At 68.8% G+C, this 14063-nt stretch carries 15 protein-coding genes and 2 pseudogenes; 11 read left to right on the top strand and 6 right to left on the bottom strand.

The window, feature by feature from the left end; translation table 11 throughout:
- Positions 1-86 precede the first annotated feature (86 nt).
- The 3 genes from F4560_RS15270 to F4560_RS15265 all read left to right on the top strand — a co-directional run bounded on the left by F4560_RS15270 (position 87) and on the right by F4560_RS15265 (position 1819).
- Positions 87-311 carry a hypothetical protein gene (locus tag F4560_RS15270; RefSeq protein WP_184920637.1) on the top strand — a complete coding sequence of 75 codons (225 nt, stop codon included), beginning with the start codon at positions 87-89 and terminating at the stop codon, positions 309-311.
- Between the two features lie 154 nt (positions 312-465).
- On the top strand, positions 466-633 hold the full coding sequence (locus F4560_RS46615; RefSeq protein ID WP_376775301.1) for a CNNM domain-containing protein: 168 nt from the start codon (positions 466-468) through the stop codon (positions 631-633).
- A complete protein-coding gene (locus F4560_RS15265; RefSeq protein ID WP_376775299.1) occupies positions 587-1819 on the top strand; it encodes a hemolysin family protein in 1233 nt (410 codons plus the stop codon). Before F4560_RS46615 ends, F4560_RS15265 begins: the two co-directional genes overlap by 47 nt.
- Here the strand turns inward: F4560_RS15265 and F4560_RS15260 are convergent.
- Positions 1739-2137, bottom strand: coding sequence for a MerR family transcriptional regulator (locus F4560_RS15260; protein ID WP_184920635.1), 399 nt, complete (start codon positions 2135-2137; stop codon positions 1739-1741). The two genes, F4560_RS15265 and F4560_RS15260, sit on opposite strands and share 81 nt — an antisense overlap.
- Positions 2138-2306: 169 nt before the next feature.
- On the opposite strand from F4560_RS15260, the gene F4560_RS15255 reads away from it, so the two are divergent.
- The 6 genes and pseudogenes from F4560_RS15255 to F4560_RS15230 all read left to right on the top strand — a co-directional run.
- Positions 2307-3602, top strand: a complete 1296-nt coding sequence (locus F4560_RS15255; protein ID WP_246477810.1) for a hemolysin family protein — start codon at positions 2307-2309, stop codon at positions 3600-3602.
- The gene (locus tag F4560_RS15250) at positions 3599-4645 is read left to right on the top strand and encodes a hemolysin family protein (RefSeq protein WP_184920631.1); all 1047 of its coding nucleotides are present in this window, start codon (positions 3599-3601) and stop codon (positions 4643-4645) included. The genes F4560_RS15255 and F4560_RS15250 overlap by 4 nt, the downstream gene beginning before the upstream one ends.
- A gap of 28 nt (positions 4646-4673) precedes the next feature.
- Positions 4674-5717, top strand: a complete 1044-nt coding sequence (locus tag F4560_RS15245; RefSeq protein WP_184920629.1) for a sporulation protein — start codon at positions 4674-4676, stop codon at positions 5715-5717.
- 53 nt (positions 5718-5770) lie between these two features.
- Positions 5771-6040, top strand: a complete 270-nt coding sequence (locus F4560_RS15240) for a GlsB/YeaQ/YmgE family stress response membrane protein (RefSeq protein WP_184920627.1) — start codon at positions 5771-5773, stop codon at positions 6038-6040.
- Positions 6041-6182: 142 nt separating this feature from the next.
- Complete coding sequence (locus F4560_RS15235; protein ID WP_184920625.1) at positions 6183-6947, top strand: TerC family protein; 765 nt, start codon at positions 6183-6185, stop codon at positions 6945-6947.
- A gap of 138 nt (positions 6948-7085) precedes the next feature.
- Positions 7086-7723: pseudogene (locus F4560_RS15230) on the top strand (neutral zinc metallopeptidase); the annotation flags it as partial.
- Here F4560_RS15230 and F4560_RS46610 read toward each other — a convergent pair.
- From F4560_RS46610 to F4560_RS15220, 4 genes and pseudogenes are all read right to left on the bottom strand, one after another.
- The gene (locus F4560_RS46610; protein ID WP_376775423.1) at positions 7708-8187 is read right to left on the bottom strand and encodes a hypothetical protein; all 480 of its coding nucleotides are present in this window, start codon (positions 8185-8187) and stop codon (positions 7708-7710) included. The pseudogene F4560_RS15230 and the gene F4560_RS46610 overlap by 16 nt on opposite strands.
- Positions 8188-8233: 46 nt before the next feature.
- Positions 8234-8884, bottom strand: coding sequence for a recombinase family protein (locus F4560_RS46605; RefSeq protein ID WP_376775422.1), 651 nt, complete (start codon positions 8882-8884; stop codon positions 8234-8236).
- Positions 8791-9336 (bottom strand): annotated as a pseudogene (locus tag F4560_RS46600) (recombinase family protein); the annotation flags it as partial. The gene F4560_RS46605 and the pseudogene F4560_RS46600, both read right to left, overlap by 94 nt.
- Before the next feature lie 443 nt (positions 9337-9779).
- Positions 9780-10367: a hypothetical protein gene (locus tag F4560_RS15220; protein ID WP_184920623.1), complete on the bottom strand. Its 588-nt coding sequence runs from the start codon at positions 10365-10367 to the stop codon at positions 9780-9782.
- A 380-nt stretch (positions 10368-10747) separates the two neighbouring features.
- Here F4560_RS15220 and F4560_RS15215 point away from each other — a divergent pair, with 380 nt between their 5' ends.
- On the top strand, positions 10748-11305 hold the full coding sequence (locus tag F4560_RS15215; protein WP_184920620.1) for a hypothetical protein: 558 nt from the start codon (positions 10748-10750) through the stop codon (positions 11303-11305).
- Positions 11306-11541: 236 nt separating this feature from the next.
- On the opposite strand, the gene F4560_RS15210 is transcribed toward F4560_RS15215, so the two are convergent.
- A complete protein-coding gene (locus F4560_RS15210) occupies positions 11542-12357 on the bottom strand; it encodes a metallophosphoesterase (RefSeq protein WP_184920619.1) in 816 nt (271 codons plus the stop codon).
- A 1186-nt stretch (positions 12358-13543) separates the two neighbouring features.
- Here F4560_RS15210 and F4560_RS46595 point away from each other — a divergent pair.
- Complete coding sequence (locus F4560_RS46595; RefSeq protein WP_221483503.1) at positions 13544-14029, top strand: DUF6247 family protein; 486 nt, start codon at positions 13544-13546, stop codon at positions 14027-14029.
- The last annotated feature ends 34 nt before the right edge of the window (positions 14030-14063 follow it).

The raw sequence follows: 14063 nt of genomic DNA, 5'->3' as shown, positions 1-14063 counted from the left end.
GGCGAATCGGTACCAAACGGACGAACGGGATGATTCCCTCGATAGGGTGGCGTCGTCGTGATCGACAACTCCTGGAGGGAACCGTAGTGGCTGTTTCAGTGGACCTGGCCAAGCAGTTGGACAAGGCGTACGAGGAGCTGGGCGTGTCCGAGGTGCTGGACGCGCCGGTGGCGGCGCTGGCCGGGGTCAGCGAGGGTGACGCGGAGAAACTTGCCTCCGCGTTCGGCATCAAGACGGTTCGTGACCTGGGGACCAGCAAGTACTTCACGCTCGCCGCGGCGCTGGTGGCGCTGGAGCAGGCCACCAAGTAGCACCTGTCGGTGCGACCTGGGGCGGGGTGCGGGCATGACGCTCGCACCCCGTCGGTTTTCCGGTCTCGACGGCAGTGCCCGTGGCCGCGGTCAACCGGTGAGCAGGCCCGTCGCGCAGTAGCGTGTCGCCGTCCGGTCCGGCCGGGGAGTGGGTGTGGACGGCTACGGTTTCAACATCGCCTTGGTCGCGGTGCTGGTGTTGCTCAACGCGGTGTTCGCGGGCAGCGAAATGGCGTTGATCTCGCTGCGTGAGGGCCAGTTGCGGGCGCTGGAGCGTGACCGCCGCGCCGGGGCGCGCACTCTGGTCCGGTTGGCCCGGTGACCCGAACCGGTTCCTGGCGACCATCCAGATCGGGATCACCCTGGCCGGGTTCCTGGCTTCGGCGACGGCCGCGGTGTCGTTGGCCGAGCCGCTGGTGCCGCTGCTGGAGTTCTTCGGCGGCGCGGCGAACGCGGTCGCGGTGGCCCTGGTGACCATCGTGCTGACGTTCCTGACGCTGGTGTTCGGGGAGTTGGCGCCCAAGCGCCTGGCGATGCAGTACTCGCTGCGGTGGGCGCTGCTGGTCGCGCGCCCGTTGGACGTGCTCTCGGCGGTGTCGCGTCCGGCGGTGTGGGCGCTGAGCGCGTCGACCAATCTGGTGGTGCGGTTGTTCGGGGGCAAACCGGACGCCGACTCCGAACAGATGTCGCCGGAGGAGTTGCACGAGTTGGTCGGGGCGCAGCGCGGCCTCAACGCCGAGCAGCGGATGATCATCACGGGGGCGTTGGAGATCCACGAGCGCCGGTTGCGGGAGGTGCTGGTGCCGCGCCGGTCGGTGGTGACCCTGGCGGCGGAGGTGGACGTGGCGTCGGCGCGGGCGGAGCTTGCCGCGTCCGGGCACTCGCGGGCGCCGGTGGCGCGCGGCGGGCACCTGGACGACGTGGTGGGTGTGGTGCACCTGCGCGATCTTCTGCACGACCGGGGCGGTGTGGCGGAGTTGGCGCGGCCGGCGGTGGTGTTCCCGGACTCGGTGCGTGTGTCGGACGCGTTGCGCCGGTTCAAGGCCGAGCGTGAGCAGATGGCGCTGGTGGTGGACGAGCACGGCGCGGTCGCGGGCATCGTGACGCTGGAGGACCTGCTGGAGGAGATCGTCGGGGAGATCTACGACGAGACCGACCGCGACGTGATGGCCGTCCGAGCCGCCGAGGACGGTTCGCTGGTGCTGCCAGGCACCTTCCCCATACACGACCTGGTCGATGTGGGTGTGGAGCTGCCCGACGAGCCCGACGGCGACTACGCCACGATTGCCGGTCTGGTCCTGGTGCTGCTGGGGCACGTCCCGGAAGCGCCGGGTGAGCGGGTCAGGGTGTCGGGGTGGACGATCGAGGTGCTCGCCGTGGAGCACCACGCGATCACGTCGGTGTGCCTGCGGCGGGACCGGGACGGTTCAGGGGAGGAGCAGGTCCGGGGGGATCTGAAGGGCGACGGTGATCAGGGAGTGGACCCTGGTGGCGATCGCGGCCAGTAGGCCCTGCACCTCGGGGGAGGCGTTCTCCGTGACGGCCTGGAGGGTGCGCAGGTCGGCATCGATGAGGTTCAGGATCGAGGCGACGTCGGCGTGCTGGTTGGTGAGGGCGGTGGCGATCTCTTCCAGGGGAACGCCCTGTACTTCGAGGCGTTGGACGAGGTGGATGCGGTCGACGTCGGCGGAGTCGTAGAGGCGGTAGTTGCTCGCGGTGCGCTTGGCCGGGGTGAGCAGGCCGAGGCTGGTGTAGTAGTCGACGGTGCGGGGGCTGACCTGGGCCCGGGCGGCGAGTTCGCCGATCCGGAGCAGAACCTCGGACACTGCCACCTCCTCGTTCCGGGCACTCACCGTCAACCGTACAGTGCCACGTGCTAGTGTGAAGCATGCCTGATGACGCCGACACAGAGCCTTCCAGTAGTCGGCCGGGTGAGACCCGGCTGATCATAGGTTCCCGGTTCGTGGCGGGTGCGCCGTGTTGATCTTTTCCGGCTTGCTCGCGATCGTGGCCCTCACTGTGGCCACGGGGTATTTCGTGGCCCAGGAGTTCGCCTACATGGCGGTGGACCGGGGCCGGTTGCGGCAGCTGGCCGAGAGCGGCGACAAGGCCGCCGAGCGGGCCCACCGGGTGACGCGGAAGTTGTCGTTCATGCTGTCGGGCGCCCAGTTCGGGATCACCGTGACGGCGTTGCTCGCCGGGTACGTGGCCGAGCCGCTGCTGGGCACGGGTCTGGCGGACCTGCTGGGGCTGACCGGCCTGTCCCCGGCCGTCGCGGTGTCGCTGTCGATGGTCGTGGCGCTGGTGTTCGCCACGGTGGTGCAGATGGTGCTGGGCGAGCTGTTGCCCAAGAACTTCGCGATTGCCCGGCCGGAGTCGCTGGCCAAGGCGTTGAGCACTTCCACGCTGGCCTACCTGAAGATCGCGGGTCCGGTGATCCGCCTGTTCGACGCGGCGGCGAACCGGCTGTTGCGCGCGGTGGGCATCGAGCCGGTGGAGGAGCTGCCGCAGGGCGCCACGCCGGAGGACCTGCGCCAGATCATCACCGATGCGCGCGGCGAGGGGCACCTGGACGCCGAGCTGTCCCGGTTGCTGGACCGCGGTCTGGGCTTCCGGGAGCTGGTCGCGGAACAGGCCATGACGCCGCGCGTGGTCGTGCACACAGTCCGCTCCGACGAACCGGTCGCCCGTGTGGTGGACCTGTTGGACACCGGCCACTCCCGTTTCCCCGTGTTCGGACAGGACTTGGACGACCTGCGCGGTGTGGTCGGGTTGGCCGAGGTGCTGACCGTGGACCCCGAGCGGCGCGCGGACACGCCGATCGGCGACGTCGCCTCCCCGGCGCTGGTGGTGCCCGCGACGCTGCCGCTGCCGGCGGTGCTCGAACGGTTGCGGGTCGAGCGTCGGCAGCTGGCGTGCGTGGTGGACGAGTTCGGCGGCTTTGCCGGGGTCGTCTCGCTGGAAGACCTCGCCGAGGAACTGGTGGGGGAGATCCACGACGAGGACGATCTGGTCGAGGAGGTCATCGAGCCGTTGGGCGAGGGGGTCTGGCGGGTGCCCGGCCGGATGCGGGTCGATGAGATCGCCGACGCCACCGGCGTGGAACTGCCGGAGCACGACACCTATGACACGGTGTCCGGGCTGGTGCTCAGCAGACTGGGTCGCACCGCCCGGGTGAACGACGAGATCACCTTCGACGGGGTGTCGCTGCGGGTGACTGCGGTCGCGCGCAACGTGCCGTCGACCGTGGTGCTGGCCGCTCCCACCGTTGTCCGGGAGGATGCGCGATGAACACCACCTGGTCGTTGCTGGTCTCGTTGGTGTTGTTGGTGGCCAACGCGTTCTTCGTGGCCGCCGAGTTCGCGCTCATCGCCGCCAAGCGGCACCGCCTGGAACAGAACGCCGAGACCAGCCGCGCCGCCCGCGCGGCCGTTGCCGGTGTGCGTGAGCTGTCGCTGATGCTCGCGGGAGCCCAACTCGGGATCACGCTGTGCACGCTGGGGTTGGGCGCGCTGGCCAAGCCCGCGGTGGCCGATCTGGTGGACCCGCTGCTGCTGGCGACCGGGCTGCCGTCGGGCGTGTCCTACGGGATCGCCTTCACTCTCAGCCTGGTGCTGGTGGTTTTCCTGCACATGGTCGTCGGCGAGATGGCCCCGAAGTCCTGGGCGATCTCCCACCCCGAACGCTCCGCGCTGCTGCTCGCCTTGCCGTTCCGGGCGTTCGCGCACTCGGTCCGCTGGATCCTCAGTGGACTCAACGGCGTGACCAACGGGTTGCTGCGGTTGATGAAGGTCCAGCCGCAGGACGAGCTGGCGCAGGCCCACCGACCCGACGACCTGCGGATGCTCGTGCGGCAGTCCGCCGAGCACGGCTTGATCCCCGAAGGCCAGCAGCGGCTGCTGACCCGGATGCTGCAACTCCAGAAGACCACCGTCGCCCAGGTCATGGTGCCCGTCGAGGACACGCTGAGCGTGTCGTTGCACAGCAGTGCCCTGGCGATCGAGCGCCGCAGTCGCGAGTCGGGGCGTTCCCGGTTCCCGGTGATGGACGTCGACGGCCGGTTCCTCGGCCTGGTGCACATCCGTGAGGCCGTGCGCGCCACCGCCGCGGGCCGCAGGACGACCGCCCGGGACCTGATGAACTCCGCGGTGACGCTGCCCGCCGCCATGCCGGTCGCGAGCGCGGTCACCGCGATGCGTGCCGAACGCGCCCAGCTGGCGTTGGTGTCCGACCAGGAAGACCGGGTCGTCGGCATCGCCGCATTGGAAGACCTCCTCGAAGAGCTGATCGGCGACTTCGAGGACGAGACCGACCCTTTGCTCCGCACCACGTGAACACCCACCCTCCTGGAGGAAATCCCTGATGTTCAAACGGATGCTCAGCGCCTTCGGCGTCGGCGGACCGTCCGTCGACACCGTCCTGGACACCCCGCACGCCACCCCCGGCCAGGTGATCACCGGGCAGGTCCGCATCCAGGGCGGCAGCAACGACGCCAACATCGACCAGATCGTGCTGTCCCTGGTCACCCGCGTCGAGGTCGAGCACGGCGACCACGAGTTCGGCGGTGTGTCGGAATTCCTGCGTGCGGTCGTCGCGCAAGGCGTCAGGGTGCCGGCCGGTCAGCCGATGTCGGTGCCGTTCCAGCTCCCGATCCCCTGGGAGACCCCGATCACCGCCGTCGGTGGGCAGCAACTGCCCGGCATGACCGTCGGCGTGCGCACCGAACTGGTCATCTCCGGCGCCCCCGACAAGGGTGACCTCGACCCGCTCCTGGTCGGCCCGCTGCCCTCGCAGGACCGCGTGCTCGACGCGTTCGGGCAGCTCGGCTTCCAGTTCCGCAGCGCCGACGTCGAAGCGGGCCGCATCCACGGCGTCAACCAGGAACTGGGCTTCTACCAGGAGATCGAGTTCTTCCCGCCCGGTCAGTACGCGGGCCGGGTCAACCAGGTCGAGCTGACCTTCGTCACCAACCCCCACGAGCTGGTCGTCGTGCTGGAAGCCGACAAGCGCGGCGGCATGTTCTCCTCCGGCTCCGACGCCTTCGGCCGCTTCCACGTCTCGCACCAGGACGCGATGAACACCGACTGGGCCGGCGCGATCAACCAGTGGATGGCGCAGATCGCCGAACGCGGCGGCCACTCCGCCTTCGGCGGTCACGCCCCCGGCCACGGCGCGCAAGGCAACCCCGCGTTCGGCGGCCAGCCCGCCTACGGCCAGCCGGGGTACGGGCAGCACGGACACCACGACCACGACCACCACGGGCACCACGAACGCCGTGGCCCCGGCATGGGCGCGGTCGTCGGCGGCGTCGCGGCCGGTGTGGTCGGCGGCATGGTCCTCGGCGAGGTCATGGAAGAAGTCTTCGAGGACGACGGCGGCGGCGAGGACATGGCCTTCGAGGAGTGACCCCTTCGCTGATCGGGTAGTGCAGCTCACCTGAACCCCTTGAAGGAGTGGACATGCCCGTCTCCGGAATCATCAGCGCCCTCGTCGTCGGCCTCATCATCGGCGCACTCGGCCGACTCGCGCTGCCCGGCAAGCAGAACATCCCGATCTGGCTGACCATCCTCGTCGGCATCGCCGCCGCGATCCTGGGCACCGTCATCGCGAACGCCCTCGGTGTCGGCGACACCCGCGGCATCGACTGGATCGAACTGATCATCCAGATCGCCCTCGCCGCCGGCGGCGTCAGCCTCGCCGCCGGCATGTACGGCCGCAAACGGGTCTGACACCCCATAGACCGGCGCGGCAGGCTGCCACTCCCAATGACACGCCTGCCGCGCCGCCCGACCCCGCCGCCCGATGCCCGATGCCCGATGCCCGCGCACGTAGACCGCTTCCCAGCCGCGGGGACAAGGAGTAAGCCCACACATGGAATGGATGCTCAGCCCCGAGCTGTGGATCGCCTTCGGCACCCTGCTGCTGCTGGAGGTCGTGCTCGGCATCGACAACGTCGTGTTCATCTCCATCCTCGCCGGCCGCCTGCCCGCCCACCAGCAGCAACGCGCCCGCGTGGTCGGCCTGTCCCTGGCCTTGATCACCCGCTTGCTGCTGCTGGCGTCGCTGTCCTGGGTCATCGGGCTGACCGCGCCGCTGTTCACCGCACTGGGCCAGGAGATTTCGGGGCGTGACCTGATCCTGTTGCTGGGCGGATTGTTCCTGCTCGGCAAGGCCACCTACGAGATCCACGAACAACTCGAAGGCGCCGAACACGCCACCACCCGCAAGACCGTGTCGTTCGCTTCCGTGATCGTCCAGATCCTCATCCTCGACGTGGTGTTCTCCCTGGATTCGGTGATCACCGCCGTCGGCATGGTCGACGAACTCGGCATCATGATCGCCGCCGTCGTCGTCGCCATGATCATCATGCTGGTGTCGGCGAAGACCATCAGCGAGTTCGTCAACCGCCACCCCACGGTCAAGATGCTCGCCCTGTCGTTCCTGCTGCTCATCGGCGGCAGCCTCATCGCCGAGGGCTTCGACCAGCACATTCCCAAGGGCTACGTCTACGGCCCGATAGCCTTCTCCATCCTGGTGGAGTTCCTCAACCTTCGCGCCCGCGCCAAACGCGCCAAGCAACCGGCGCACCTGCACCCCACCTACGTCAAGAACGACGAGACGTCATCCGGGACGTGACGGATCGTCAAGGCATCGGGTGACCGGGCACCCTGGTGGCTTCGCGTGGCCGCGATCCGCCCGCCGCCACTGCACGCCCCTCGCTCTGGCCGAGCAACCCGGCCCCGCCTGCGGGTCGACACTTCGAGAGGACACGCGGTGCAGTTCAACGAGGACGCCGAACTGGACACCTCCCAGGTCAGCGACCAACGCGGCATCGGCGGCCGGGCGCCCTGGGCGGCGGCGGGCTCGGCATCGTCGGCCTGATCATCTACCTCGTGCTCTCCCAGATCGGCGGCACCCCGCAACTGCCCGCGGGATCCGGGTTCGGCGACGTGAACCGCGGCCAACAGGTCGGCTCCGAGGCCATCAGGACCAAGTGCCGCACCGGCGCGGACGCCAACCGCGAAGCCGACTGCCGGGTGGTCGCCTTCATCAACTCGATCCAAGCCTTCTGGACCGACCAGCACGCCCGATCCGGCCGCACCTACCAATCCGCGCAGACCAACTTCTTCTCCGGTGGCGTACAGACCCGCTGCGGCAACGCCACCTCCGCCGTCGGACCGTTCTACTGCCCCGCCGACGCCCAGATCTACATCGACCTGACCTTCTTCCGGGAACTACAGCAAAAGTTCGGCGCGACCGGCGGACCGTTCGTCGAGGCCTACATCCTCGCCGACGAATACGGCCACCACGTGCAGAACCTGCTCGGTACCAACGACCGCGTCCGCACCCGCCAAGGCCCCACCTCCGACTCCGTGCGCCTAGAACTACAGGCCTGCTACGCCGGCGCCTGGGACCTGTGCTTGCCGAAAATGCCGTCCGTGCAGGTCAGACGGCGTGGTGGTACTCGTTGAGGATGCCGCCCAACCGTTGCCGGCGGCGGATGTCGAGGTGGGTGACCGCTGCTTGATCGGTGATGGGTTGTGGCAGCGTGCGTAGTGGTCGGGCGTTGGCGATGCCTTGGTGGGGTCGGTGGGTGTTTGTGGGACTTTTCGTACTCGCGCAGTGCGTGGAGTAGGTGCCGCTGGTTCCAGATGGCGACTCTGTCGGGATGGCAGGTGATCACGGCGTGGTCGGCGCGTAGTTTGTCGACGACGGTGTGCGGGCTTGCCGCTGCGTGCAGGTGCAGGGCGTGGCCGATCCTGGTGATCAGTTGTTTCTCGCGGTGGTAGAGCGTCGGCGGCGTCTGCTCGGTGCGTGGGCCGCGGTGGTGGCGGCAGCGGTAGCCGGGACGTCCGTGCACCCACCGGGACTCCATCCGTCGCCCACATGCACCGCAGCGCAGCAACCCGGCCAGCAGGTACTCACGCGTCTCCCCTCGCCGGCGGATGTGTTGGACCGCGACGAAGTCGCGTTCGCTGACCAGCGCGGCATGGGCGGGCTGTCGGGACAGGATCCACTGGTGCGCCGGTTTCCACTTGGCGACGCGTCTGCGTCGCTGGTCGGTGGGGGAGTGGTGGTCGTGGTCGACAGACTGTCGGTTCCAGACCTGCCAGCCGGGTGTAGCGAGGGTTGCGCAGGATCGTCGTGACCGTCTCGGTGGTCCAGCAGCGTCTCGTGCGGTGCGTGTTGCGGTCCGGATCGTGCGCTGACGGGCATGGCGTGTGCTGCTGGTTGAGGATCTCGACCAGGGTCTCGATGCTGCGGCCGGCCAAGCGTTGGGCGAACAGCCACCGTACGGTCGGCGCGGTCTCGGGATCGGGCTCCAGCCGGACGACGTTGCGACCGCGGCGCGCCCCTGCAGGGTGCGGGTGCAGGCCCGCGTCGACCAAGCGGTAGCCGTAGGGAGCACGTCCCCCAGGTAGCGGCCTTCTTCGGTGAGGGCGCGCATGGCGGCCATCGCGCGGTGCCGGGCGCGGACCACTTCGCGTAGCGACTGCGCACCCAACATCCTGACCAGCACCCGGTGCTCCGGCGTGTCGAGGTCGACCGGTCCGCCGGCTTCGGGCAGCCATACCTGCACCCCGTGACGCCGGAACAATGCCAACAGGCGCTCGAGTTGGTCGCCGGCGAAGCCGCGCTCGTATTCGCCCACCACGATCGCGTCGAACCCGCGATCCGGATCCCGCACCGCAGCCAGCAGCTCCGCGGCCTGTGGCCGGTCACGCCACCGGTCACGCCGCGACCGCCCGGCGTCGAAGAAGGTCGCCGTGATCGTGCCGTGCCCGGCAGTCAGCTCCTGCGCGACTTCCAGTTGCCACGCGCGCGAGGTCACCGGGTCTTGGTGCTCGGTGGTGGAGGTGCGGCCGTAGAACGCGAACCGCAGGCCACCCACAACGGCCCGCCCGGGGCACCGCAGCCACCGGTCTGGTCTTCTGCCCGCAAGCCCATCCAGTCCGTGAGCACATCCCGACCGGACAACACCACTGCGCCCACCTTTCACATCACCACAGGAAGGCGAGATCATCACAAAGCGGCTTCCCTCTGCCGTCAACGCCCTGTACGGGGTAACGGGTCATGACTTGCGCGACGCACCGGCCGCGCCGGTGAGTACCACGTCTGGGCTGCTTGTCGGCTGCCACAGCGTGGCCGCGCATGAGTCCGGCCATCGCAAGCACTCCGCAGAGGCCGTGGTCGAGCAGAACGCCACCGCCGCCGACGAGATCGAATGCCCGCTATGCGGCATGAGAGCGCACTCGGTGGCGGTGGCGTTCTTGTCCGCCTTTCCCAGAGTGGGATGCGGGCTTGAGGGGTGTGGATGCCCTCGTGGTGGCGTTGCCTACCCGTGCCTGCCACGGGTGCGCAGAGGCTGCGCCGGTCGAGGTGGATCAGAATGGGTACCAGGTCGGCCGAGCTGCCGTGCGGTGGCCCGGCTGGCAGCCGGGCGCGACGGACCGCTCGATGGGACGTCTACCGGGATGTCTCCCGCCGCCATGTCCTGTTCCAGCGCTCGGCCGCCTCGACGGCGGTCCAACGTGCGAGGAGGCGGGGCGCCGCATTTTCCGGGAGCACCCCGCAGTCCGGGCAGCGCTTGTTCGCACCCTTCAACGCCGATGCGCACGCGAGGCATGCCGTGGCCGGGTTCACTCCCGATTCATGCGCGGCGATGACCCTGCGCACAACCATGATCAGTCGATCGCTGGGGTGCTGCTCGAAGTCGGGGCAACGGAGGTGGACGCCGTTGCCGAGCCACTGATCGGCGCGGGAGGGAACCCGTCGCCCGGCGGCCTTCTCGCGGCGACGGCGTTCTGCGAAGTCCGCGGCGCGTCCCCGCCAGACCGCACGTGCTTCTTCCAGTTCGTCCACCGCGCGGTGCAACGAGTCGAGGTCGTCCTCCAGCCGGTGCGGGATCCGGGCGTTGACGACGAGGTGGTGCCAGGTGGCGCGGAAGCCGTAGGGGGCGAAGTTCAGCGCGCACTCCCGAAGGGCGAGCAGCCTGTTGCGCGGGGTGAGGGCGTCGTCGCGCACTCGCCGGGCCGCAGCGGGGAAGCTCGTCACGACTGGATCATAGGTGGGGCAGCGGTGGGTGCGGGGACGATCGATCAGGACGAATTCCCAGCGCCGCACCTGTTCGAAGTCCGGCCCATGAGGCTTGGCCGAGAAGGCCGCATGGTGGTCGGCATGGGCGCGCGTTCGCGATGCTCGATCAGCGGCTACTTGTTGACTGGTGGCACGGTCGATGCCAGGCCAGGCTCGGTCGAGATGTTCGGAGGGACGCTCTCTCAGCGGCTGCCCACCCGTTCTTTGGGTGTGGCTCACTCATGGCGTGTGTCTCGCCGGGCATCGTGGCGGGGTTGTGGCTCAAGAGGGGTCTGCCCAGCTCGAAGTAGCGTTGCCCTCCCCGTCTGTCAGATGCCCTGAACAGGCGAGGAGGCGATGTGAGTCCCGTGGTCATCGGTGTCGACCCGCACAAGCGCTCGGCCACGATCGAGATCGTCGACGGTCGGGAGCGAACGGTCGGGCAAGGGCGGTTCGGCACGGACAACGACGGCTACCGACGGATGCTGGACGAAGGCCGCCGCCGGCCGGACAGGGTCTGGGCGGTCGAGGGGTGCAACGGTGTCGGCACCGAGGAACGCCATCAGCCGACGGTGATCGTCGTCCTCCAGGTCCACCCGGCCGCCGACCTCGGGCAACCACACCTCCACACCGGCCGCGCGCAGCAACGGCACCAGCTCGTCGAACTGCCGCCCGCAGAACGCCCGCTCGTACTCACCCACCACGATCGCGTCGAACCCCGGTCCGGATCGGCCAACGGCTCCAGCAACCGCGCAGCCTCCGGCCGATTGGGCCATCGGCGCCGCCGCGAGGCGCCCTCGTCGAAGAACTCCGCCACGACCGTCCCGTGCCCGGCGACCAGACGCTCGCACACCTCCCGCTGCCACAACCGCGAGGAACGCCGGTCCTGGTGCTCCGAGGTCGACATCCGCCCGTAGAACGCAAGGCCGGATAGGGCTGGTCAGGTGGTATATCTGTTCCTGGAGGAGCAGCGCGAGGTGCACCGGCGACCACCCGCACGGAGCAGGGCACTCGACCGCGACCATGACAGCAACACCACAAGCTCTGATCATCCATAGAAGCGCTGGCCATCATGGGTGCGACACCTTCAGTCCGAGGGACACAACACCCCTGGGACCGCACCCGAAGCTCCAATACCATTGATCATTTCCCGCTAGCGCAGGCTGGGTGTTGCGGTGTGGACAGTGGCGCCGTCGAAGGTCAAGGGCTGCCAGCGAGTGGCACCGGTCCGGCCGTGCCCCGGATCGACGCCGATGAACAAGCGTCCCCCGACACGTACCCGCACGTGGCGGGCGTGCCAGTCAACGGACGCGCGCTGGCGAAGTCTGCCCGTGCAGCGCCAACGTTGGTCGGCGAAATGCACAATCGTCGAGTGCCCGTGGATCTGACCGAACGGCACGATGCCGCGGTAGCCCATCCACGGTTCATGCAGTGCCGCGCCCGACTCCGCCCACAAGGGACCTGCCTGATCATCGCGTGCGTGTTCACCGGTCCGCCAAATCAACTCTGGACGCTCGTTGAGCAACTCCGCCGCCAGGACCGCCGACCTGGGCTCTCCCAGCTGCTGCCAGCCGGCGAGGGTCAACCCCGCGTGGGTCGCCAACAGCTCGTCGCCGTCGACTGTGCGCACAGCGGCGGCCACTCGCAAGCGCCCGTCCGCCCACCATTCCCGCAGCCGGGTCACACCCTCCTCTTCGAGAGGGTCGGGCCAGAACACGGTGCCGCCAGGCAGGTACTGCGACTCGTGATTGCCAACGAGCTGGATCCACTGCCGAGGCTGCTCGTCCAGCAGCCTCGCCACGACGTCGAGCGCTCCCAGGCTGTCCGGGCCTCGATCGACGAGATCACCGACCTGGATCACCACGAGATCAGGAGGCAGCCGTCCATCGTCGGCACCCAGCCAGTCCAGAGCCCATCGCAATTGGTCCGCATGCCCTCCGACATCGCCGACAGCAACAACTCTCCCCATGATCTCTCCCCAGGACGGCCCGGCGGATCCAGCCTACTGATCCTCGGGTAGCTGCCTGTGCCGATCGCCGCGAGTCATTGCCAGCGGCGAGAGCCCAGCCGGACTTCCCCCCGGAGACCGCCTCAGCGGGTACTCCACTCGAACCATCGGGCGCTACTCGGCACGAGCGGGCCTTACGCCTCCCGCTCGCCCGGTCCGCAGTAGAGGCACGTCTCAGATCCGTGGCATTCCTCCGGGCTGCACGCCGGAACTCGGCGCGTGCAGTGGCCGGCAAAGGGATTCGGATCGTCTCCTCGGCCATGTCCGGGTCAGGTGATGGCGTCGCCGCCCGCGACAGGGACGGTGTCACGGTGCTGGCGTCTTCAAGAACTGCGGAGACGAGACCTGTTCGCGCAGGTGCGGGTGGCTCTGCGCCGCGACCGGTTCGAGGCCTGCGTCGCCGCCCCTGGAGGAGAACGTCGCCTGACCTCGTCTTGGAACCGGCCGGATGAGTCCGTGGGGTCAGGCTTGCGGGGCAGTCTCGGTTCGCCGTCGTTTCGGTTGTCGTTGTGCGTGATCGCGCCTTGGACTTCGCCGTCCGGGTTCATGAACACGATGCCGATGTCGGCGAGCTTTTGCCGTTCGGCCGCCAGGCCATCCATCTGCGGCACGAACCGGTTCGCCGATTCCTGCATCTTCCGGTGTGGTGTCGGCCGGGACTTGGACTCACAGCTCGCCCGGGCGCGGCACTCGCGGGGACCGGTGACGGTCACGTCGGCCAGAAACCGCGCCGTCTTCCCCTCGTCCTCCGGGACGACATCATCCGCCTCCGACACGCACCTGGGCTCGGGCCCGATGCCAGGCCGGCCTTGTGGCGTCGATGCGGACTTGCGCGGCGGCGAACAGCGCCCACGCGGCGGCAGGTTCCCCGGTGGCGGCGTGCGTGCCCGCCGAAGGTGACGTGCGGCCGAACGTGTCGGCGACCCAGCAGGCCAGCAGTCGCGGCGGGGGACAGGCACAGGTTCGTGATTGCGTGGACGTGCCGTGCCACAGCGGGTCGACGCCGAGGCGCGGCAGCGAGGCTGCGGGGGCAAGCAGTCGGCGCTCCAAGTGGCTGTGATCGCGCCGATGTACACGTGTTCACGACACGGACGCCACCGACTCGTACCTCCTGAACGTGAACCCACCTGGGCGGACCAGGCGGGCTATGCCGGAACTGGACGAAGCGCTAGCCGCAATTACCGGGCGGGCAACGACGCGTCGACCGAACGACATTTCGTCCTACACGCGGTCGGAGATCGACAGGACTCCCGAGGCGATCCGCGCAGCGCTGCTGCCCGAGGAACGCGACGCCTTCGACGCCGACTGCCGCCACGCCTTGGGTCAGGCCGTGGAGCACTCTGATGGTGGCATGTCGTCTCGATCATTGGGAACATCGAGGGCCCTGTGTACCGTTCGTTCCTGTTCGAGCTGTTCGCGCAGGGCAGCGCCAGCCGTCTGGGACTGGCGAGGATCGCAACACTTGGCCTCGATCTACGGCGCTGCAACCACGGGCTGGCCGGTACCTGGTAGACCTGCGCGCCGTAGCGGGTCGTGCTGGTCGTGTCGGTTCGTCGCGGCATCCGGTGGGAGGGTCCGTTGTTGGCCAGTTCGACGGAGTAGATCGACAGCGACGGGACGTTGCCCCTGGTGAGCATGTAGACGGTGCTCGATCCGGTGTTGCGGAA

This window comes from Saccharothrix ecbatanensis, from assembly GCF_014205015.1.
GTDB classification, from domain to species: domain Bacteria; phylum Actinomycetota; class Actinomycetes; order Mycobacteriales; family Pseudonocardiaceae; genus Actinosynnema; species Actinosynnema ecbatanense.
Note: the sequence above shows the minus strand (reverse complement) of the source record. Positions and strands in the feature narration are given on the sequence as shown.

Excerpts from the sequence above, each read along its gene's own strand:
- F4560_RS15250 (WP_184920631.1), top strand. The coding sequence starts at position 3,599 with ATGAACACCACCTGGTCGTTGCTGGTCTCGTTGGTGTTGTTGGTGGCC.
- F4560_RS15245 (WP_184920629.1), top strand. The coding sequence starts at position 4,674 with ATGTTCAAACGGATGCTCAGCGCCTTCGGCGTCGGCGGACCGTCCGTC.
- F4560_RS15240 (WP_184920627.1), top strand. The coding sequence starts at position 5,771 with ATGCCCGTCTCCGGAATCATCAGCGCCCTCGTCGTCGGCCTCATCATC.
- F4560_RS15235 (WP_184920625.1), top strand. The coding sequence starts at position 6,183 with ATGGAATGGATGCTCAGCCCCGAGCTGTGGATCGCCTTCGGCACCCTG.
- F4560_RS46610 (WP_376775423.1), bottom strand. The coding sequence starts at position 8,187 with ATGGAGTCCCGGTGGGTGCACGGACGTCCCGGCTACCGCTGCCGCCAC.
- F4560_RS46605 (WP_376775422.1), bottom strand. The coding sequence starts at position 8,884 with ATGGCTGCCCGAAGCCGGCGGACCGGTCGACCTCGACACGCCGGAGCA.
- F4560_RS15210 (WP_184920619.1), bottom strand. The coding sequence starts at position 12,357 with ATGGGGAGAGTTGTTGCTGTCGGCGATGTCGGAGGGCATGCGGACCAA.
- F4560_RS46595 (WP_221483503.1), top strand. The coding sequence starts at position 13,544 with ATGCCGGAACTGGACGAAGCGCTAGCCGCAATTACCGGGCGGGCAACG.